Genomic DNA, 21748 nt, shown 5'->3' on the forward strand with positions numbered 1-21748 from the left:
AATTAATATTAGTTGAATTCTATTTCTCCATCTTTTATAGATTTTACAGATACAAGAGATTCTATTCTTATTCCATTTGCTTCTAATATAGGTCTACCTTCCTGGTATGCTTTTTCTATTACTATTCCTACACCTTCTAGTATGGCTCCAGACTGTTCTATAAGATCTTTTAATCCCATTACAGCTCCACCTTTAGCTAGGAAGTCATCTATTATTATTACTCTTTCACCTTTATTTAGATACTGTTTGTTTATTCTTACAGAGTACTCTTTCTGTTTAGTGTATGAGTATACAGAAGTTTCATATACATCAGTATCCATATTATTAGACATTGTTTTCTTAGCAAATACAACTGGAACGTTATTAAAGTACTGAGATGCTATAGACGCTATTGCTATTCCTGATGCTTCTATAGTAACTATTTTATCTATTTTTTCTATATCTTTAAATCTTTCCGCAAATTCTTTTCCTATTTCATTAAGAAGGTTTATATCTAACTGATGATTAAGAAAAGCTCCAACTTGTATTATGTCAGTACCTTTTGCTCCACCTTCATTTAATATCTTATTTTTTAATAATTCCATCTCTATATACCTCCATATTATAATTTTTTATTTTTAATATAAATATTTTTTTATTCATTTAATTTATATGATATTCAATTATATATTATTGCAAGAAATTCTTCAATAAATATTATAAAATTATGCGAATATTTTCTTGTTTAAATCAACAATTGTTCTTATAAATATTGACTATTTTGCGTTTTAATGTTAAACTTTAAAGAAATAATTATTATCTGAATCAATTTATAAAAGATACAGGTTTGGTAGTTCCATACAAGTGTCTTTTTTTGACTTATAACAAAAAATATATTTACATTTATAAAAATTATATAAGGAGTGACTTAAGAAATGGCATATTATTTTGAAACACCATCTCATACTTTTAGTGAATACCTACTAGTACCAGGATATTCTTCAGCTAATTGTATACCTGCTAATGTTAGTTTAAAAACACCATTAGTAAAATTTAGAAAAGGTGAAGAAGAATCACCAATATCAATGAACATACCTATGACTTCTGCTATAATGCAGGCAGTTTCTGATGACAACATGGCAATAGCACTTGCTAAAGAGGGTGGTATATCTTTCATATACGGTTCTCAGTCAATAGAAGATCAGGCTGCTATGGTAGCTAGAGTTAAATCTTACAAAGCTGGTTTTGTGGAAAGTGATTCAAACCTTACTCCAGATAGTACACTAGCTGATATACTTGCATTAAAAGAAAAAACTGGACATTCTACAGTTGCTATAACTGATGATGGAACAGCTCATGGTAAATTATTAGGTATAGTTGCTAGCCGTGACTACAGAGTTAGCAGAATGGAATTAGATACAAAAGTATCTGAATTCATGACTCCATTAGATCAGATAGTTTCTGCACCTAAAGATGTTACATTAAAAGAAGCTAACAACATAATATGGGATAATAAATTAAATTCTCTTCCAGTTGTTGATGATGAAGGAAAATTAGTATATATAGTATTCAGAAAAGACTACGCTTCTCATAAAGAAAATCCTCTTGAATTATTAGATGATTCTAAGAGATACGTTGTTGGTGCTGGTATAAATACTAGAGACTACGCAGAAAGAGTTCCTGCTCTTGTTGAAGCTGGTGTAGACGTATTATGTATAGACTCTTCTGAAGGTTTCTCTGAATGGCAGAAACTTACTATAGATTGGATAAGAGAACATTACGGTGATACTGTAAAAGTTGGTGCTGGTAACGTTGTTGACGAAGAAGGATTTAGATTCCTTGCAGAAGCTGGTGCAGACTTTATAAAAATCGGTATCGGTGGTGGTTCTATATGTATAACAAGAGAACAGAAAGGTATCGGTAGAGGACAGGCTACTTCAGTTATAGAAGTTGCAGCTGCTAGAGATAAATACTTTGAAGAAACTGGTGTTTATATACCAATATGTTCAGATGGTGGTATAGTTTACGATCATCATATAACATTAGCACTTGCTATGGGTTCTGACTTCGTTATGCTTGGTAGATACTTCTCTAGATTCGATGAATCTCCAACAAACAAAGTTAATATAAACGGAAGCTATATGAAAGAATACTGGGGTGAAGGTTCTGCAAGAGCTAGAAACTGGCAGAGATACGACCTTGGTGGAGATAAAAAACTTTCATTCGAAGAAGGTGTTGACTCTTATGTACCATATGCTGGTTCATTAAAAGACAACGTAAATGCTTCTTTAGCTAAAGTTAGATCTACTATGTGTAACTGTGGTGCTCTTAGCATACCAGAATTACAGAAAAACGCTAAATTAACTCTAGTTTCTGCTACAAGTATAGTAGAAGGTGGAGCACACGACGTTTTACTAAAAGACAATAGAAACTTATAAGATGTATTTTAATATATAGTAATTTAGGAGTAGAGAAATCTACTCCTTTTTATTTTGCTTTTATTGTAGCTTATTTGTTGTTTAATTTCTGTATAAACCCATTAAAATTACAAATAAAAAAAGAGGCTATTACATTTATCTGTAATAACCTCTTTATAATCCAGTTTTTATCTAAGAATATTATAAGTTTTTATAGTACTATGCTATGAAACCAGCTTCTTTAAGATGTGCTGCAGCTTCTTCACCTTTAGCTTCATTTACTAAAACTATTGGTCCAGTACATCCCATTCCACTTTCTGCATATATACCTTTTTTCCATAATGCTGCAACAGCATCATCAAGTTCCATTATATCTACACCAGCTATCTGATGAGTTACAACTTCTTTGTCTGGCATTTTAACTTCTTCAGCTTCACCTTTGTCTTCTTTTTTAGCATTTAGAGAAGCTATTATGTTATCTAAGCCAGCTTTTTTAGCATCTGCATATTCATTTCTTGCAACGTCACTTACGTTACCAAGAACAGCTTCGTATGCATATTTTAATGCATTAGCAACAACAGGAGATCCTGATGCTCTAGAAACTATGAATATTTTTCTATCGTAGTCTTCACCTACACCAGGTCCGTATCCGAATCCCTGAGATTCGAAGTCTCCACCAGTTGTGAATGAAGAGAATACTTTCATTAATAGGTTTCCTGTTAATGTATCAGTAACCATTACGTCTGGAGTACCTGCAAGAAGGTCGTTACCTCTCATTACACATCCTCCATCAGCTCTCATAGATTCAGCAAATTCTATTCCGTATCCGTTAGACTGTAATTCTTTTAAGAATTTTTCTACCTGTCTAGCTCCATCAACGTTTAATATACCTACTTTAGGATTTTTTATACCTATTGATTTAGCTGCAGATATTCCGTATACAGCATTTCTTATCATTGCTTCTATTCTGTTAGTTGCACTTGTTCCTGTAGTAGTAGCAAGTATCATTTCTTTACCTCTACCTGGAGTAAGTACTCTACCAACTGTAGAAACACCTATTGGGAAATTATAGTGCATAGTTACACATGCATCTATGTATTTGCTGTCTAGAAGTTCTTCCATTTTTTTATGCATTTCAGATTCTTCGTTTACTTCAACTATTTCAAGGTCAGTGTCAACTTTTGGTCCTATTAAAACTATATCAAATAATTTTGATTTAGCTAATTCAGCACCTTTAACTAAGTTTTCTACACCGTGTTCACTTCCAAGAGTTGTTAAACCTATTCTTACTTTAGGTCCGAAGTCTCCACTTTCTATTGCATTAGCTACTTCTAGGAATACATCTGCTATTATATTTTTTGATGACATAATTTCACCCCTATTCCTGCACCATATCTAATGCCATTTTTTTCATTGTTTCAGCTATTATTTTTTTGATTTCGTCTTTAGAAACACCAGCTGTTTCTTCTTCCACACCATTATTTCTTTCAACAACTACAGATACACCGTCGAATAAGTTAGTCATTCTTCCTAAGAATAAACTTCCTTTACCAACTATCATAGCTCTGTTTTTGTCACCAGTTGTTAAGTCATCTATCATAAATCCTATGTAAGGAACACCTGATGGTATATGACCCTGAGTTGGAGCCCAACCTGGTAGTCCGTGTTCAGCTATGAAGTTTTTAAGTTCTTTCTTTTCTAAGTCTCCACGTTTAACAGCAAGAGCACCTATCATTTTGTAGTTTGCTTCTGGTACGTTACCTGCACCAGCTGGTTTAGTTATATCTGGGTTCTGCATTTCTACAGAGAATACATCTATATCAGTTATTTTTAAGTTTCCTTTGTCTATTCCTTCTGCTATTAAAGCACCCATAACAGCCTGAGGAGCTGATCCTGTAGCAACAGTGTGGTTACCAACTAAGTCAGTTCTTATAACTGGGCTAACACCATCATTTTCAGATACAAGTACTGCGAATCCTCCAACAACGTCTTCTAATACTGGAAGACCTTTTTTAACGTGGTCTTTAGCATTCATACCTAATTTAGCAGTTGCTCCACCAGCTACTACCATTACGTGTTTGTATATTCCAGCTTTTACAAGAGCTGCTGCATGTATTAATGCATGAGTAGGTCCTGCACAGAAACCTCTAGTATCTGATCCTGTTGCATTTTCTATTCCAGCCATTTCAGCTATAGATTTAGCGAAGTTTCCTCCACCTCTCTGGTTTATATCTCCACAAGCTTCTTCAGAACATTCTATAACATATCCTATTTCTTTTCTGTCTACTGAAGAATGTCTTAACATATGTAAAGCTGCTAATACACCTGAAGCTTTAACAACTAAGTTTTCGAACATTGTATGAGCGTTTAAGTTAACGTCAACGTCATGAGCTGCTCTAACGTAACCAACCATTTTTCCTTCATGCATTAAAACTTCTGCTGCATGAGAAGCTATTAATTCTTCTGCATTTGATATATCACAAGCTTTTAATTTGTCCATGAAAGGAGCTAGTTCAGGGTAGTTAGCTTCTATTTTAGGTTTTACTTCTGAAACGAATTCTTCTGATAATTCAACTAAGTCGAATACGTCACATATCTGCATTAAAGCTATGAATTCGTCCTGAGGCATTATTTCACCCATTTTACCTTCTCTTTTTCCTTCAACTTTTGTTTCACACCAAGGTAAAGGCATATCGTTTAATTCTTCTGGTCTATTGTTTCCTATATAAACCTGGTTTGGCATATAGTTAACTACATCTTCGTAGCTTCTTATATGGCTTCCTACTTCTTTTAGGAAATCAGAGTCTGGATTTGTAGCTCTTTCTACTACACATGTACTACCATTCTGTACTATCATATCTGGTGTATGAACTAGTACATATCCTGCACTTTTAAATACTGGAAAAGTCATTTTTCGGCACCCCCGCTATTTTATTGTTTGTTTATGATAAAAATTTTATTTATAATTAATAAAATTAATTATTTTCAAAATCATTAGAGCAAAATTTTTTGCTTTTTTATCTATTTTTTATAATGTAAGTTCAAATAATTGAATTCAATACATTTTATAATATATACATCTTAGTCATATATAAATAATTTAAAAATAAAAAAATCTTAATATAATTCTCTTAATATTATTATAGATTTCGCAGATGCCCGAAAGCATCCACGAAATCTATTATTTCAAAGTATTATTAGCTTTTATAGACTAGTCTTCAAATACTGTCTGTCCATCAACTTCTACAGTTAATGCGTGTAATGCTTTTTCTACTAAACCTCTTCTTAAAGATTTTTCTTCTTCATGAGTTAAAGCAGGATTTCCTAAAGGATGAGGTATAGCTATTGTAGGAACTATTCTGTTAGCTCCAACTGTTAAAGATATTGGAACTACTGTACACATGTGTACTACTGGTAGTCCAGCTCTTTCTATTTCTTTTACCATAGTTGCACCGCAACGAGTACAAGTACCTCAAGTAGATGTTAGTATAACTGCATCTACACCAGCTTCAACTAATTTTTTAGCGTATTCAGCTGCGAATTTTTTAGAACTTGCAACTGCAGTACCATTACCAACTGTTGAGTAGAAGTAGTTGTGTAATTTTCCTATTACGCCTTCTTTTTCTAAATCTCTTAAAACGTCTACTGGTAAAACTCTATCAGAGTCTTCGTTACAATAAACTGGGTCGAATCCACCGTGAGCAGTTTCGTAAGTTTCTTCAGTAAGATCCATTACACCGTCTAAGCAGTATTCACCGTATTTAGAAGCTGAAGAAGATTCTATTCTGTCTGGGTTTCCTTTTGGAACTATACCACCAGAAGTAACTAATGCTATTGTAGCTTTAGATAAATCTTTTACAGCTGGGTTAGGATCTACTCTATCGAAGTCAGGCATTGGATATTCAGTTACGAATTCTTCACCTTTTATTTTCTTGATAAGCATATCAACTGCTCTCTTAGATCCTCTATCTTCTGCGAAGTAGTTAACTCTTACTCCTCTAGCTATGTAGCCTTCTTCAGCTGGAGAACCTATTTCTTCTCCTTTAGCTAATTTCTGAGCTAATTTAGCCATTTTTGGAAGTGCTTTTCTCATTCCTGCTGCAGAGTCTGCTGTTTCAACTATATATAAGTCTTTTTTGAACATATCTGCACCTGGGTTTTCTATGTACATACCTGTTAAGCAAGGTATATTTAAAGCTTCTTTAACAACTTTAGTTATTGTACCTGCTGCAACACCGTATCTACCAGCATTGAATGCAGGACCAGCTATGAATAATTCTGGTTCGAAACTTTTTATTAATTCAAGTACTTCTGCACTTGCTTCATCCATATTTTCACCGAAGTAACTATCACCACAAACAACTGTAGCAACAACTTCTATATCTTCACCTAATTTACTATTAAGCTGTACGCTTATAGGAGGTAAAGTTTCTGCCACGTGTGGCTTAGTATCAGCTTTTTCTTCTCCACCGATTCCAGCGAAGAACTGGTTTACATAATGAACTGCTTTTATTGCCATTTCATTGTCCTCCTAGAATTAATTGTATTTACAATATTCGTCTCTTATTTCTTTCATTTCGTCAGCTATTTCGTCTACTTCAAGAACCATTTCCATCATTCCAACCTGTTCTTCGTAAACTTCTTCGTCGAATAATTCTTTAACTTCTTCTTCAACAACATGGTATACTGCTAATCCTAATTCAACACCTGCTAAAGGTCCAGCAAAAGTAGGGTCTCCTGCTGTAACTGTTTCTGCTGCAAGACCTGCAGCTTCGGCTTCAGCGGCACCTAGTAATATCACAAGATTTTCAGCTCCGAATTTATCGGCAGCATCTTTAACTCTCTTCTGATTTTCTAAGTCCATAGCCCCAGCAGCTGTTCAGACGAAACATTCTGTTGCTGAGAATATAACTTCTGCGCTGTCAACTGTTTTAACACATTCTTCTATTGCAGGTCCTGGCACACCATCACGGTCGCCTATTATCATGACCTTTTTATTTTCAAGTACGCTCATAATAGTCCTCCTAAATTAAATTTTTCTTTATTATTTTTTATATTTTTATTTTTTATTTACAGTCTATACTGTAAAGTTGATTTTAATTTCTTTAGATATTGATTAATATCCTTTTGCAGTTAAATATCCGAAACCAGTTTCGTTAGTAGCACCAGTTATAGCCTGGATTTCTACTTCTATAGTTCCGTCTGGTCTTAATGCTCCAGCAGCTCCACCTGCTATTACATCAACATATTCTATATGTCCTATAACTTTATCAAGTTTAGGTAAGTTTATAACCTGGTTAGCATTTCCTCCAGTTACAACAGCATTTGCTCTAACGTCTGCATCTGCTAATGACTGAGAAGCACCATCTCTACCAGCATATTCATCTGTTACTATAACAGTTTTAACACCCTGCATTTCTATTTTTTTACAGTTCATTATTAAGTCTGTATCAGGGTTACCGAAACCTTCCTGAGATACTATAACAGCATCTAATCCAAGGTATTTACATAATTTTGAAGACCAGTTTGAAGATCTTTCTTTGTCAGCTAAGTAAACATTTTCATTAGTTATTATAACACCCATGAAGTTTATTTCTTTTCCGTGCTGAGCATATAATTCTTCTATTACACCGTTGTTCATGTGTACATAACTTGGGTTTTTGTCACATGCAGAAACACAGTTACCACTTACTATAGCAGTATCAAGTACTTCTGTTGGGTAAAGTATTGTTGGAACTATCTGTTTAGCATCTACACCGTATACGTAAGTATCGTGTAATAGTCCCTGAGTCTGAAGCATGTAAACATATCCAACTTTTGGAAGTTCTGGATATTCTGCAGCCTGTTCGAATAATGGTTTAGTTTCATATACAGATACTTCATCAGGAGTAAGTTCTTTAGCAACTTTTCCTAAGTAAGCAGCAGCTTTGAATCCTATCATTCTAACAGCTTTTTCATGATCATGCTGTCTTAAACCATCTACTGGTTCAGCTATAACAACAACGTTGTTTAATTTTGAGAATGGAGTATATTTAGCTCCTTCTCCTGTCATGTCTACTATACCTTCCTGGAAACCAACTATTTTACCAGTTGTAACTACAGCAACACCTTTTAATGCGTGAGTTCTACCTTCACCAACTGTATCAACTTTAGATATGATACCTGGGAATACTCCTCCGTTACCTTCTACCTTAACTCTTGGTTCGATAACATCTTTAACTGGTGTTATTCTTATGCTTTCTCCTGGGTGAGCTAATTCTATATCTATTGATTTGATATGTTCATCTCCACCTATTTCCTGTAGCATCTCTTCTTTGTTTACGAATAAAACACCATCTTTAACTTCAGTTTTTTCACCAAACTGAACATCTTTTATAAAGATTTTTCCTAATTCAAGACGCATAACGCACCTCCCATAAAAATTTGTATAAAATTAACCTTTTAAAATAAATTAATTAAAAGCTAATAATAGGCTCTTAAACGTATTTTTTGATCATAGCTTCTATGTTAGCTATTGTTGCATCATCTTTAGTAACTTCGTCTATTTTTTCTCCGTCTTTGTAAACAGCTAATGTTGGAAGTCCTAAAACTTTCTGTTTTATAGCAAGTCTTCTTGCTTTTGTTATGTCCATTTCACAGAATTTCATTCCTGCAGCGTATTTTTCAGCTAATTCATGTACTTCTGGCATTAAAGCTTTACATGGTTCACATCCCTGACTCCAGTAATCTACGAATACATATCCTTCTGCTTCTAATACTTCTGTTGCGAATGTGTCTTTGTCTAATGCTAACATCATTTTTTGTTCCTCCAATTTTTTTATTTATTTTACCTGGAAGCCAAAAGGCTTCCAGAGTATATGCTTTTTTATTATTAATATTTTTTAAATTTTACTGATTATTCAGCGAAGTGTTCTTCTATATATTTTTCAGCCTGAGTTGCTGCTATTGCACCGTCAGCTGTTGCAGTTACAACCTGTCTTAAAGGTTTCTGTCTACAGTCACCAGCTGCGAATACACCTGGTATGTTAGTTCTCATATGGTCGTCAGTTAATAAGTAGTTCTGTTCGTCCATATCTAATATACCTTTGTATAAATCAGTCTGAGCTATAACACCTATGAATACGAATACACCCATTGTTCCATCTTCTTCATCAGCGAAATATTCATGAGTTTCTCCAGTAACTGTGTTTTTGAATACTACAGATTCTAGTATTCCATCACCTTTTATTTCTTCAACTACTGTATCTAGTAAGAATTCTATTTTAGGGTTCTTTCTAGCTTTTTCTTCTATACTCTTAGCACATCTGAATCCCTGTCTTCTGTGAACTATTGTAACTTTTCTAGCGAATTTAGTTAAGTACATAGCTTCTTCTAAAGCACTGTCTCCTCCACCAACTACGAATACTTCGAAGTCTTCAAAGAAATCAGCGTCACAAGTTGCACAGTAAGAAACACCTTTACCAGTGAATTCTGCTTCTCCTGGGCATCCTATTTTTCTTGGGCTAGCACCAGCTGCTACTATAACAGCTTTAGCTCTATATTCTGTACCACTTTCACCTTTTAATACTTTTATATCTCCTTCAAGCTGAACTTCAACTATACCATCTCTTTTTATTTCAGCACCGAATTCATCACACTGCTGAACCATTCTAGCTGTTAAAGATGGACCACTTGCATTTTCAACAGATCCAGGATAGTTTGCAACTTCATGAGTTATAACTATCTGACCACCGTTTTTAGTTTTTTCTAATATTAAAGTTTTCATTTTAGCTCTAGCTCCGTATATTCCGGCTGCTAGTCCAGCTGGTCCTCCACCGATTATGACTATGTCATATAAATTTTCCATTTCGTCATCCTCCTGATTGAAATATAAATCTTTTATTAATTTAAAATTCAAAATTTAAAACAATATTATAATTTCGAATAGTAATTACTAGTAGTTATTACCGAAAAATGTTTTCCTATGATACAAATGCTTTTGTAAATGTTTTCCGAAAATATAAATCTAATACTATTCATTCTAATACTCATACTGGATTCTCGAGATTGTATTAGTCATTATATCTAAATCTATAACTCTAAAATCATCCATTACACTTTCTATCCAGTTAGGAGTTTTTTTATCATTTTGGAACTTAGAAGCTGTGTTAATTGCATCCTCTATTAGCTCTACTGATTGATAATCTAATCCATCTCCCTCAGCCATTATAACTGTTCTGTAAGGAGTTTCATTAGGTTTTACACTTCCATAAAGTGGGTGTGAAAGTAGTTTAGATCCTTTATGAATATATTTTCTACATTCTTCAAGAACACCTATGTAAGATGTATCAATAAGTCTAACATCCTTTTCAGGAAAACTTTCTTTTATTTTAGAATTATTTGTTACTATAAACATCTTTACACTCTCTTTCATCCTAGAAACTTTAAACAAAAAAACAGAGAAAACAAATTTCCCAATTTGTCTTCCCTGTCAAAATTCATCTTCAGAGATCTGTCCGCCATATAGTATATTCACCTGAGAATTTCACATTTACTATCGGGTAATAGTAAACATTTGTACCTTCGGTCCCCATTTAAGGAAGTCTCCTATACGCTTCATCCAGAATTATAAAATTTTTGTTTTTTGTCTGTCTCTATATTTGTTAAGTTAAGTATATAAATTTTCGATACAAATATCAAGTCTTTTTTTTAATTTTTTTCTATTAAATTTTCAAATATTTTTCACATATTTTTCTAACAACTTATAAAAGTTAGTTATATACTTAACTTTAACTACTTACATCTTTAATCCACCTTTAAAGTTGTTAGTCATATTTTTTTTATTTTTTGGTTCTTTTTATCTATTTTATTTTATTTTCTATATATATTTTAAAATTTATATTGTATTTCGTACCAATATATTTATTTTTTTGATATTTAATATACTTTAAGTTCACTATTCCAAATCATTATTTTTTGTATACCTTACCAATACTCCACGTATAGATTTTTTCTATAATATTATCTAAGCATCCTTTTTCAAATGGGGATTTGAGATTTCCTTTTTCAACAGTTTCTACAAAAGATCTTTTTCCTGCATCTTTACAAATTTCCATATAACTATTCAAAACTCTATCATAATCTTCTTCCATATCAGACCATATTTGAAGTGCACAAACTTCAGCAAGCGCATAATCTATATAATAAAACGGATTTTTAAAAATGTGCCCTTGCTTAAACCACCAACAACCTTTTTCTAAAAAATCATTTTTATCATAATCTTTCCAAGGAGTATATATCTTTTCCAACCTTCTCCATTCTGATTTTCTTTCTAATGGTGTAAGTTCAGGATTTTTATATATAATATGCTGAAACTCGTCTACTATCATACAATAAGGAATTAACCTAACAATAGTTGCCATATGAGTTCTTTTGAATTTTTCATCATTATCTTTAAAAAATAACTTCATCCAAGGCCATGTTAAAAGCTCCATAGACATTGAATGGATTTCACAACAATCAAGTGTAGGGAAATTTATCTCAGGCATATCTATATTTCTAGACATATATAGCTGGAATGCATGTCCTGCTTCATGAGTTAATGTATCTACATCATCAAAAGTCTTATTGAAATTTGAAAAAATAAACGGTGCTTTTATTTCTGGTATGTATGTACAATATCCTCCAAAACCTTTAGATTCTTTTGTTTCTAAATCCATAAATCCATTTTCTACCATAAAATCAAAAAATTCTCCTGTTTCTTTAGATAATTCATGGTACATTTTTGATGCTGCTTCTATAGTTTCATCATAATCTGTTTCAGGCTCCATATTCCACCCTGGATATTCAACATCATCATCGTAATATTTTAATTCCTCAATTCCAAGTCTTTTTTTCTTTTGATTATTAAATTCATAAACTAAGGGAATCCACTTTTCCCTAACTTCATCTCTAAATTTAACTACATCTGATTCATTGTATTCAGTTCTTTTCATTCTAATATATCCTAGCTCTACGAAGTTATCATATCCTAGCTTTTTAGCTATCCTATCTCTAACCTTAACCAATTCATCAAAAACAGAATCAAATTTGTCTTCAATCGATTCAAAATAGTTATAAAACTGTTCTGATGATTTTCTTCTTTCTTCTCTATTATCCGATAACATATACTTATTCATTTGAGATAAATTATTATATTTACCTTCATATAATATTTTTGCAGATGCCAATAACTTTGTATACTCAGAGCAAAGTTTATTCTCTATTTTTAATTCTTCAACTATATCTTCCGAAAATTCCTTTAAACTAAATTCAACAAGTTTATAAAAATGTTTCCCATACTTTTGTTCTATTTCTTTTTCAAAGTTAGAATTTACAATAGCTTCATAGAATAATTTATCTATTTTTTTGTATTCTGGACCACGTTCATCCCAATATTTATTTTCCAGTGATATACTTTCATCATGTGTGTTTATACTATATTTTAATGACGCCAGTGTCTTCATACTTTCGATATGATTTCTTATTTTATTTATCTCAACTATATTTTTATCAAATTCTTCAAAATCATTACTTTTTTTCATCTCATCTATTAACAATACTATTTTTTTATTAATATCATCAAAACTAGGTCTTTCATATTTATATTCTGAAAATTTCATTTTACCACCTCTCAAAAAAAGCTGTATAAGAATTATCCTATACAGCTATCTTTTTATATATAAATTATATATTTTTTAAGTTTTTCATACTTATATCAAGTGCTTTTACTGAATGAGTAAGTGCTCCTGAAGATACAACATCTACACCTATTTTACCTATTTCTTCTATGTTATCTAATGTAACATTTCCTGAAAACTCTACTATTGCTTTATGATCTATTATCTCTAAAGCTTTTTTTGCAGTTTCAAGGTCCATATTATCTAGCATTATTATATCTGCTCCAGCTTCTACAGCTTCTTTAACCATATCTAAAGTTTCAACTTCAACTTCTATCTTAGTAACAAAAGATGCATAGTTTCTAGCTGCTTCTATAGCTTCTTTTACACCGCCAGCAGCTCCTATATGGTTATCTTTAAGCATTACTGCATCAGATAAATTCATTCTGTGGTTATTACCTCCACCCATTTTAACTGAATATTTATCTAATATTCTAAGGTTAGGAATAGTTTTTCTACTGTCTAATAACTTTGTATTACTTCCTTCTAATTTTTCCACAAATTTACTAGTCATAGTTGCTATACCACTCATTCTCTGAAGATAGTTTAGTGCAACTCTTTCTCCCATTAAAAGATTTCTAGTACTTCCAGTTAATTTCGCTAATAACTGTTTATTATGTACTTTATCTCCATCTTTTGCAAAGAACTCTATCTCAACATCTCCAAGTATGTCGAAAACTCTTTTGTATACTCCAAGCCCTGCTATAACTCCATCTGCTTTACATATAAGGTCTACTGTAGATTTAGATTCTTCACCAACTACAGAATTAGTGCTTATATCTTCATTTGGAATATCTTCTATAAGGGCTTCTCTTATCATCTTATCTACAATCAAATAATTCATAATCGAAATCCTCTCTAATTCTAACTATTTCATCAATAACTTTCTTTTTATTTTCTTTCATTAATTCATCTACAGAAACTTCAAGATTTGGAATTTCTTTAGTAACAAGTTCTGTATCTTTTATATGTGAATTTATATCATTTGCTGCTCTTTTTGAAAATACTAAACCTTCAAGTAATGAGTTACTTGCTAGTCTATTTGCACCATGCACTCCTGTACAGCTTACTTCTCCTACTGCATATAGATGGTCCATAGTAGTTTTTGAATTAAGATCTACATGGATTCCTCCCATAAAGTAATGCTGCGCTGGAGATACTTTTATTAAATCTGTACCTATATTAGTACCTCTTTCTAAGCATCCATTGTATATAAATGTAAATCTATTTTTTAAATACTCTTCTCCAAGATGTCTTGCATCTAGATATACATAATCAGTTCCATCTTTTTTCATCTGTTCAAATATAGCATGAGATACAACATCTCTTGGTAATAATTCTTCAACAAATCTTTCTCCATCTTTATTTTTTAGAAGAGCACCTTCTCCTCTTAAAGATTCAGATATAAGCATTCTTCTTCCGTTTGAATTTTCTTCATAGAATGCTGTTGGATGTATCTGTATGTAGTTTAGATTTTCTACTTCAACTCCATTTTTAAGAGCTATAGCTATACCATCTCCTGTTAAGTGTCTCTGGTTTGTAGAGTTTTTGAATAATCCACCTATTCCTCCACAAGCTAAGACTACATCTTTAGCAAATATATGATCCTCTTCTCCATCTTTGAATACTCTAGCTCCTATACATTTACCATCTTCTGTTATTATGTCTAGAAGAGTTGCATCTTCTATCATTTCTATATTTTTTCTAGTAAGAGCTGATTTATAAAGAGTTTTAAATACTATTTCACCTGTATTATCTTTACAGTGAACTATTCTATTTACTCTATGAGCACCTTCTCTAGTATAATCTATCTTTCCATTTTCCATATCAAGTGGCATACCATATTCTTCAACTATCTGAGATATATTTTCAATAGACTCTTCAGCTAATACCTGAACAGCCTCTTCTCTATTTTCATATCTTCCCGCTTTCATAGTATCTTCTACAAATGGTTTAATATCCTCTTCATTTAATGCAGTAGATATACCACCTTGAGCAAGATATGTATTATTATTGTCCATAGTTGATTTAGATATTACTGTTACATTTAGTTCTGGATTTAAATTAAGAGCACAGTAAAGTCCAGCTACTCCACTGCCCACAATTAAAACATCTTTTTCTAATTTCATTTTTATCCCTCGATTTTTTATCCCTCTGATAATTTGTGCATATTAAGTAGTGAATTTAAAGCATTAACTCTAACATTTTCTTCTACTATAACTTCATTTTCCATATTTAGTAAAGTATTATATAAGTTTTCTAATGTAGTCTTTTTCATATCACCACACTGTATTGCACCATTTCCTCCTGGGAAATAGAATTTTTTATCAGGATTTTTTTTCTGTAGCTCGTATAATATTCCTTCTTCTGTAGCTACTATAAATTCTTTAGCTTCATTTTCTGTAGCATATTTTATTATTCCAGAAGTACTTCCAACAAAATCTCCCATACTTCTTATTTCTTTTCTACATTCTGGATGAACTAATACCTTTGCATTTGGATGAGCTTCTTTTAACTCAGTTACTTCACTTTCTTTTATTCTATCGTGAATTGTACAACATCCATCCCAAAGTATAAATTCTTTTTCTGGGAAATGTTCTGCTATATATCCACCTAAGTTTCTATCAGGTAAGAATAATATCTGTTTATTTTCAACATTGCCTAGTATTTTTAAAGCACTTGATGATGTAACAGACACATCACAATGAGCTTTAACATCAGCAGTTGAATTTATATAACATACTGTTAATGCTTCTGGATATTTTTCTTTCATTTCTATAACAGCCTTTTCGCTAGCCATATCTGCCATTACACAACCAGCGTTCTTCACAGGCATAAGTACAGTTTTTTCTGGTGAAAGTATTTTTGCACTTTCTCCCATAAATTTAACTCCACAGAATACTATAACTTCTTCCTTACAATCTCTAGCTATTTCACTTAAATAATAAGAATCTCCTACTTCATCTGCTATCGCCTGTATTTCAGGCGGCTGATAGAAATGAGCTAATATTATAGCATTTCTCTCTTTTTTAAGCTCTTTAATTTTGCTTACTAAATTTTCGTTCATGTTATTTGTACACCACTTTCTTGTTATTTTTTTATCTAGCTTTTTTGACAATCTTACGATTTTATTTTTTATTTTCTAATTATAACTCAAAATTATTATAGCATTATACTTTATCTTCTTCAATGATAAAGAAATTTTTAACATATTTGATAGAAATTCTATCATTTTCAAATGATTTAAAAATTTTATTATTTGTTATTTTTTTATCATTATATTTATTTTTAGCTATTTTTATATTTTTTAATAAATCTAATCATATATTTTTTCTATCGAATATAAATAAATTATCATTTTTAATTATCATAAATCTGTAACTTTTTTAACATTTTTATAGTAAGTTATTTTTTCACATTGACTCAAAATAAAAAAAGCTTTTCCTAACTACTCTTTCTTTACTTTATTTTTTTCATTAATTTCTTTATTTTTATTTGATATTATCGCATATTTTTCACACTTGATTATGATATTTTATAGTTGTATACTATATATAAAGAGTTTTGTATACAATGTTAAATTTCATTAATTGTATTTTTGTACCGAAATTATAAATTTTTTGGTTGATTTCTTATCAACTATATTTATTTTTTGTTTTAACTTTATTTTAAATTTAACATAAAATACAACTCTTATAAAAATTTTATATTAAAAGAGGTGTTTTACAATGACAGCATTCATAATTGGACTAGTAATGCTTCTAGTTGGCGGTATGGTTTATGGTAAATACTGTGAAAAAGTATTTGGACCAGATGATAGACCTACTCCAGCAATAACTCTTGAAGATGGTGTTGACTTCGTTCCTATGAAAAAAATGAAGAACGCACTAATCGAGCTACTTAACATAGCAGGTACAGGACCTATCCTTGGACCTATCCAGGGTATATTATTTGGACCTATAGCGTTCATATTAATACCAATAGGTTGCGTTCTTGGTGGTGCAATGCATGACTACATGAGTGGTATGATATCTTTAAGAAATAACGGTGAACAGATGCCAGGTATAATAAGAAAATACTTAGGAAAAGGTGTATATAATGTATACAACGTATTCCTTTGCTTCTTAATGATACTAGTTGGTGCAGTTTTCATCTACACTCCAGGGGACTTAGTTGTTACTCAGATACTTCATCAGCAGTCAGTTATATCTAACCCAGTTGTTTGGATTGTTTACGGTGCTATATTTGCTTACTATCTAGCAGCTACATTATTCCCAATAGATAAGATAATAGGTAGAGTTTATCCTATATTTGGTATAATACTTCTATTATCAGCTATAGGTGTTGGTATAGGTATATTTGTAAAAGGATACGATTTAACTCCTTTAACAGCTGAAAACTGGATGGGTGTTCATCCTCAGGGATTACCAATACTTCCTATATTCTTCGTAACAGTTGCTTGTGGTATCGTTTCAGGATTCCATTCAACTCAGGCTACTTTAATAGCTAGATCTGTTACAAATGAAAGAGAAGGTAAATTCACATTCTACGATATGATGATTCTTGAAGGTTTAATAGCTATGATATGGTCAGCAGCAGCAATGGGTGTTTACAATGCTCCAGGTCTTGTTGCTCCAGAACAGATTGGTTCTCCAGATGTTATCGGTATAGTTGCTAATGACTTACTTGGTAAAGTTGGTGGACTTATAGCAATACTTGGTGTTATAGTTCTTCCTATAACTTCAGGAGATACAGCTTTAAGATCTGTTCGTCTTATGATAGGTGATGCACTTCACATCGACCAGACTAAGAAGAAAAACAGATTCACATTATCAGCTTGTATATTCGTACCAGTTGCAGCTATATTAGTATTCGCTAAATCAAATGCAGAAGGTTTCAACGTATTATGGAGATACTTCGCATGGGCTAACCAGACTATAGCTTGTTTCGCATTTGCTATGATAACAGTTTACTTATTATCTAATAAGAAAAACTACATAATGTCACTTATACCAGGTATGTTCTATGTATTCATCATATCTGCATACATCTTAAATGCTCAGATAGGATTCAGATTACCAATGAATATAGCTTACATAGGTGGGGTTGTATTAGCAATTGTATACGCAGCCTTAGTTATTAAAAAAGGTAAAAATACAGTTGATGGTGAAAGATTAGCTTAATCTTAATCATGATATAACTAATAATTAATATAAAAAAGACTATGCAAATTGCATAGTCTTTTTTATTATCTTTATTTAAATTCTCTAGCAGTTTCTTCTCCCTTTAATACCCTTAAAGCACCAAATGCTAAAGATTCCATTTCATTTTCTCCTGGCATAATCTCTACATGAGAAATAAATTTAATTTTTTTCTTAAGCTTACTTGTAAACATATTAGAGTGTGCTATTCCACCTGTAACAATGATAGCATCTACATCCCCATCTACAACTGTCGCCATCTCTCCAATAGCCTTAGCCATCTGATAAACCATTGCGTCGTATACTATTTCAGCATATTTATCTCCATCTGATATCATTTCTTCAACTTTTCTTAGGTCGTTTGTATTTAGGTAAGAGTATATACCACCTTTACCTCTTATCTTCTTTTTCATATCGTATAAGCTAAATTTATTTTCATAACATTCTTCTATTAAAGCTATACAAGGAACTCTACCAGATCTATCTGGTGAGAATGGCCCTTCATCATCAGAAATCATATCACTCATCTGACCATGTTCATGAAGATAAACAGTAGCTCCTCCACCAACATGTGCAACAATTAGATTCAAACTTTTATAATCTAATCCCTTATCTTTAGCATATTTTAAAGCCATTGCTCTAGTATTTAAAGCATGCCCCATACTAGTTCTTTCAAAGTCTTTTAAACCAGATATTCTTGCCACATCACTCATCTCATCAACAGAAATAGAATCATAAATAAATGAATCTATTTCTACAGAATCAGCTATAGACTTAGCTATAACAGCCCCTAAGTTTGAAGCATGGTCTAATACTGGTCTATTTTTAAGAGTATCAATCATCAAATCATTTACTCTATACGCACCTGATTTAACTGGTGGAAGCGCCCCACCTCTTCCAACTACAGCATTTAAACTTTTTACATCTATCCCTTTTTCTTCAAGCAATTTTTCTATAGCTTCAGTTCTCATTTCTAACTGATCCATATTGCATTTATATTTTGAAAGCTCTTCTGAAGAATGTGCAATTGACTCGCTCATTATTAAATTATCATCATCATAAACTGCAACCTTAGTTGAAGTCGATCCTGGATTTATCGCTAAAACTCTAAACTTCATAACCTATTACCTCTCATACACTATAATTTATTGAATACTAAAATATTAAATTATTATACTTCACAGTTTTCAACCTGAACTATATATTCTCCACATTCAGCACACACTATTATGCTAACTATATAGCTATCATCAACTTCTCCTGCTCTACTAAGCTTATTGAAAGAGTTTCCTTTATATTCTTTATCTATATCACTTATAACATATTTTCCATCTTTAGTGAAAATATAGAAATGATATTCATAAAAAGCAAAGAATTTCTGTTTTTCTTTAACACCTGCCATACAATCAGGGCAAGCTTCTTGATAATACTCTTTTGCAAATTCTACATCTTCAGCTTCAGAAACTAATCTCATAGCTTCTTCAACAGAAAATCCGCTTACTTCTTTTTCCTCATCATTGAAAAATTCACTGCATTTTTCAGAGTCTAAAACATATTCTCTACCATCGCAATTAAATTTATATTCCATAATAACCTCCAAAAAATATCTCAAAAAATTTTATAAAATTTATTCTATTTCACTTCTAAAATGAACCATTTCAGCAACCGCCTCTTTGTATTGAGCCTCTTTTATATATCCAAGCTCATACATCTTTTTAAGAATAATCTTCTGTCTAGTCTTAGCTGCACTATAATTACTATAAATCTTAGGATTATTTGTAATACCTACTAACATCGCCGATTCTGCTAAATCTAAATCTTTTACATTCTTTCCAAAGTACAACTCTGCACCTGCAGCAACACCATATGCATTTTGTCCAAAATAGATATTATTCAAATAAGCTTCCAAAATTTCATCTTTTTTCATAACTCTATTCATTCCGACAGCATTGTACATATCCATTATCTTTCTCTTTATAGAAACTTCTGAACTAGTCAATAAGTTTTTTGAAAGCTGCATTTCTATAGTACTTCCGCCCTGTCTTGAATCAGTCAATATGTTATGAATAAGTGACCTTGCAAGTGCCTTTTTATCAACACCATCGTGTTTATAGAATCTCTCATCTTCAATAGCCACTATTGCATTTCTCAGGTTTTTAGGCATATCTTTTATAGGTACCTCTTTAGACGAAATGTACTTCTCATGTACCATTTTTGCAGTAACTTCAGGCATATCTTTTGTAACATACTTAGCATATCCTATACCACAAGCCCCTGCCACAATACATAAAACAAGAAGCATTGCTACTATTCTGCTCACATAGTAGAATACTTTACTTTTTATTTCCTTTTTCTTATTCTTCTTATTCTTACTACTTTTTCTAGTCTTTTTAATAATTTCTCTATCTCGACTTGATTCTCTCTCTTTTTCTCTAGCACCATAGTTGAATTTAACATCATCAGAAACAGAATTTCTACTATCATTCATTCTAGAATTAGAAACATTAGCATTCTCTCTAGCTCTCTTCTTTCTTTCAGAAGGAAGCATACTATAATCATATTCTTTTTCTTTATTATTAAGATTTTCCCTGTTATTTTGTCCTCGGTTACTTCTAGGCTGCAATCTCTCTCCATTTTTTCTAGAAAGTGCAGATTTACCAGTATTTCCTCTTTTAAAATCATCATTAGCCGTTCTCTCAAATAATGGCTTTGATTTGGTATTTTCTCTTAATCTTTCTTCATCGTAAGAATTGTCTGGTCTTCTTATTCTATTAGAGGAACTCCCTCCACTAGAAGACACATTCCTTCTTCTTACCTTATTTTCATTGCTGTTGTTGAACATTAAATTTCCTCCTAATATATCAACCCCAAAATTAATCTATATTACTTGTCAACTTTATCTCTTATCTTTAAGAAAAGCTCAGCAGTTGCCTGAGTATCACTACTTGCTCTATGTGCATTTTTATTTTCTATACCATAATATTCGCATGCTGTAGCTAATTTTTTATTCTTTCCTCCATAAGAGCTAACTTTCTTTAATAATTCTAAAGTACATATATAATCTTTAATTTCCTCAAGACCTAGCTTATTTAGATAGTAATTCAAAAACTTAATATCAAATTTTGCATTATGTGCAATTATTGTATTACTTCCTATAAACTTTCTAAATCTAGGAAGTACCTGTTCTATAGTATCTTCATTTGCAACCATTTCATTAGAAATACCTGTAAGCTCTGTTATAAATGGCGGTATTTCCTGTTCTGGTTTAACAAATCTACTATAACTTCTAACTATTTTTCCATTTCTTATCTCAGTAATACCTATCTCTATAATTTCATTTCCTTCAAATGGATTAAGACCTGTTGTTTCAAGGTCGACTACTATAAATACCTCGTCATTTCCAAAAAGGCTCATCTGCTCCATAATATCACCTCACTAATAATTATAACTATAA

19 protein-coding genes and 1 riboswitch are annotated in these 21748 nt (G+C 31.8%); of the genes, 2 read left to right on the top strand and 17 right to left on the bottom strand.

The genetic code is table 11. The features are described from left to right. Positions 1-8: 8 nt before the first annotated feature. On the bottom strand, positions 9-584 hold the full coding sequence (locus KGNDJEFE_RS08700; RefSeq protein WP_006439090.1) for a xanthine phosphoribosyltransferase: 576 nt from the start codon (positions 582-584) through the stop codon (positions 9-11). A gap of 330 nt (positions 585-914) precedes the next feature. Here KGNDJEFE_RS08700 and KGNDJEFE_RS08705 point away from each other — a divergent pair, with 330 nt between their 5' ends. After that, positions 915-2417, top strand: coding sequence for an IMP dehydrogenase (locus KGNDJEFE_RS08705; protein WP_148881835.1), 1503 nt, complete (start codon positions 915-917; stop codon positions 2415-2417). Between the two features lie 198 nt (positions 2418-2615). Here KGNDJEFE_RS08705 and grdD read toward each other — a convergent pair whose 3' ends face one another. The 12 genes from grdD to nadA all read right to left on the bottom strand — a co-directional run bounded on the left by grdD (position 2616) and on the right by nadA (position 16160). Then, entirely contained in the window at positions 2616-3764 is a 1149-nt protein-coding gene (gene grdD / locus KGNDJEFE_RS08710) for a glycine/sarcosine/betaine reductase complex component C subunit alpha (RefSeq protein ID WP_006439088.1), read from the bottom strand. Positions 3765-3774: 10 nt separating this feature from the next. Beyond that, a complete protein-coding gene (grdC, locus tag KGNDJEFE_RS08715; RefSeq protein ID WP_006439087.1) occupies positions 3775-5307 on the bottom strand; it encodes a glycine/sarcosine/betaine reductase complex component C subunit beta in 1533 nt (510 codons plus the stop codon). Positions 5308-5607: 300 nt separating this feature from the next. Beyond that, on the bottom strand, positions 5608-6915 hold the full coding sequence (grdB, locus tag KGNDJEFE_RS08720; protein ID WP_083780536.1) for a glycine reductase complex selenoprotein B: 1308 nt from the start codon (positions 6913-6915) through the stop codon (positions 5608-5610). Positions 6916-6933: 18 nt separating this feature from the next. Beyond that, entirely contained in the window at positions 6934-7410 is a 477-nt protein-coding gene (gene grdA / locus KGNDJEFE_RS08725; protein ID WP_083780535.1) for a glycine/sarcosine/betaine reductase complex selenoprotein A, read from the bottom strand. Positions 7411-7512: 102 nt separating this feature from the next. Continuing rightward, positions 7513-8799 (bottom strand): glycine/sarcosine/betaine reductase component B subunit, encoded by a 1287-nt coding sequence (locus KGNDJEFE_RS08730; RefSeq protein WP_006439082.1) that lies wholly within the window; start codon positions 8797-8799, stop codon positions 7513-7515. Between the two features lie 73 nt (positions 8800-8872). Continuing rightward, positions 8873-9190, bottom strand: a complete 318-nt coding sequence (trxA, locus tag KGNDJEFE_RS08735; protein ID WP_040410274.1) for a thioredoxin TrxA — start codon at positions 9188-9190, stop codon at positions 8873-8875. Between the two features lie 101 nt (positions 9191-9291). Then, on the bottom strand, positions 9292-10242 hold the full coding sequence (gene trxB, locus KGNDJEFE_RS08740; protein WP_040410197.1) for a thioredoxin-disulfide reductase: 951 nt from the start codon (positions 10240-10242) through the stop codon (positions 9292-9294). Between the two features lie 174 nt (positions 10243-10416). Beyond that, positions 10417-10791, bottom strand: coding sequence for a GrdX family protein (locus KGNDJEFE_RS08745; RefSeq protein WP_040410196.1), 375 nt, complete (start codon positions 10789-10791; stop codon positions 10417-10419). 98 nt (positions 10792-10889) lie between these two features. Beyond that, positions 10890-10995: riboswitch (glycine riboswitch) on the bottom strand. 349 nt (positions 10996-11344) lie between these two features. Next, positions 11345-13036, bottom strand: a complete 1692-nt coding sequence (locus tag KGNDJEFE_RS08750; RefSeq protein ID WP_006439078.1) for a M3 family oligoendopeptidase — start codon at positions 13034-13036, stop codon at positions 11345-11347. 64 nt (positions 13037-13100) lie between these two features. Beyond that, on the bottom strand, positions 13101-13937 hold the full coding sequence (nadC, locus tag KGNDJEFE_RS08755; protein ID WP_006439077.1) for a carboxylating nicotinate-nucleotide diphosphorylase: 837 nt from the start codon (positions 13935-13937) through the stop codon (positions 13101-13103). Further along, on the bottom strand, positions 13915-15222 hold the full coding sequence (locus KGNDJEFE_RS08760; protein ID WP_006439076.1) for an L-aspartate oxidase: 1308 nt from the start codon (positions 15220-15222) through the stop codon (positions 13915-13917). Before KGNDJEFE_RS08760 ends, nadC begins: the two co-directional genes overlap by 23 nt. A 17-nt stretch (positions 15223-15239) precedes the next feature. Continuing rightward, a complete protein-coding gene (gene nadA, locus KGNDJEFE_RS08765) occupies positions 15240-16160 on the bottom strand; it encodes a quinolinate synthase NadA (RefSeq protein ID WP_006439075.1) in 921 nt (306 codons plus the stop codon). Between the two features lie 661 nt (positions 16161-16821). Here nadA and KGNDJEFE_RS08770 point away from each other — a divergent pair. Then, entirely contained in the window at positions 16822-18276 is a 1455-nt protein-coding gene (locus tag KGNDJEFE_RS08770; RefSeq protein WP_006439074.1) for a carbon starvation CstA family protein, read from the top strand. 71 nt (positions 18277-18347) lie between these two features. On the opposite strand, the gene buk is transcribed toward KGNDJEFE_RS08770, so the two are convergent. The 4 genes from buk to KGNDJEFE_RS08790 are packed head-to-tail and all read right to left on the bottom strand — an operon-like array spanning position 18348 to position 21717. Then, on the bottom strand, positions 18348-19412 hold the full coding sequence (buk, locus tag KGNDJEFE_RS08775) for a butyrate kinase (RefSeq protein ID WP_006439073.1): 1065 nt from the start codon (positions 19410-19412) through the stop codon (positions 18348-18350). 53 nt (positions 19413-19465) lie between these two features. Further along, positions 19466-19882 carry a DUF3785 family protein gene (locus tag KGNDJEFE_RS08780; RefSeq protein WP_006439072.1) on the bottom strand — a complete coding sequence of 139 codons (417 nt, stop codon included), beginning with the start codon at positions 19880-19882 and terminating at the stop codon, positions 19466-19468. 39 nt (positions 19883-19921) lie between these two features. After that, complete coding sequence (locus tag KGNDJEFE_RS08785) at positions 19922-21136, bottom strand: transglycosylase domain-containing protein (RefSeq protein ID WP_006439071.1); 1215 nt, start codon at positions 21134-21136, stop codon at positions 19922-19924. A 41-nt stretch (positions 21137-21177) separates the two neighbouring features. Then, a complete protein-coding gene (locus tag KGNDJEFE_RS08790; RefSeq protein ID WP_006439070.1) occupies positions 21178-21717 on the bottom strand; it encodes a 3'-5' exonuclease in 540 nt (179 codons plus the stop codon). Between the last annotated feature and the right edge of the window lie 31 nt (positions 21718-21748).

Origin of the sequence: Peptacetobacter hiranonis (genome assembly GCF_008151785.1) — a bacterium.
Classification (GTDB): Bacteria; Bacillota; Clostridia; order Peptostreptococcales; family Peptostreptococcaceae; genus Peptacetobacter; species Peptacetobacter hiranonis.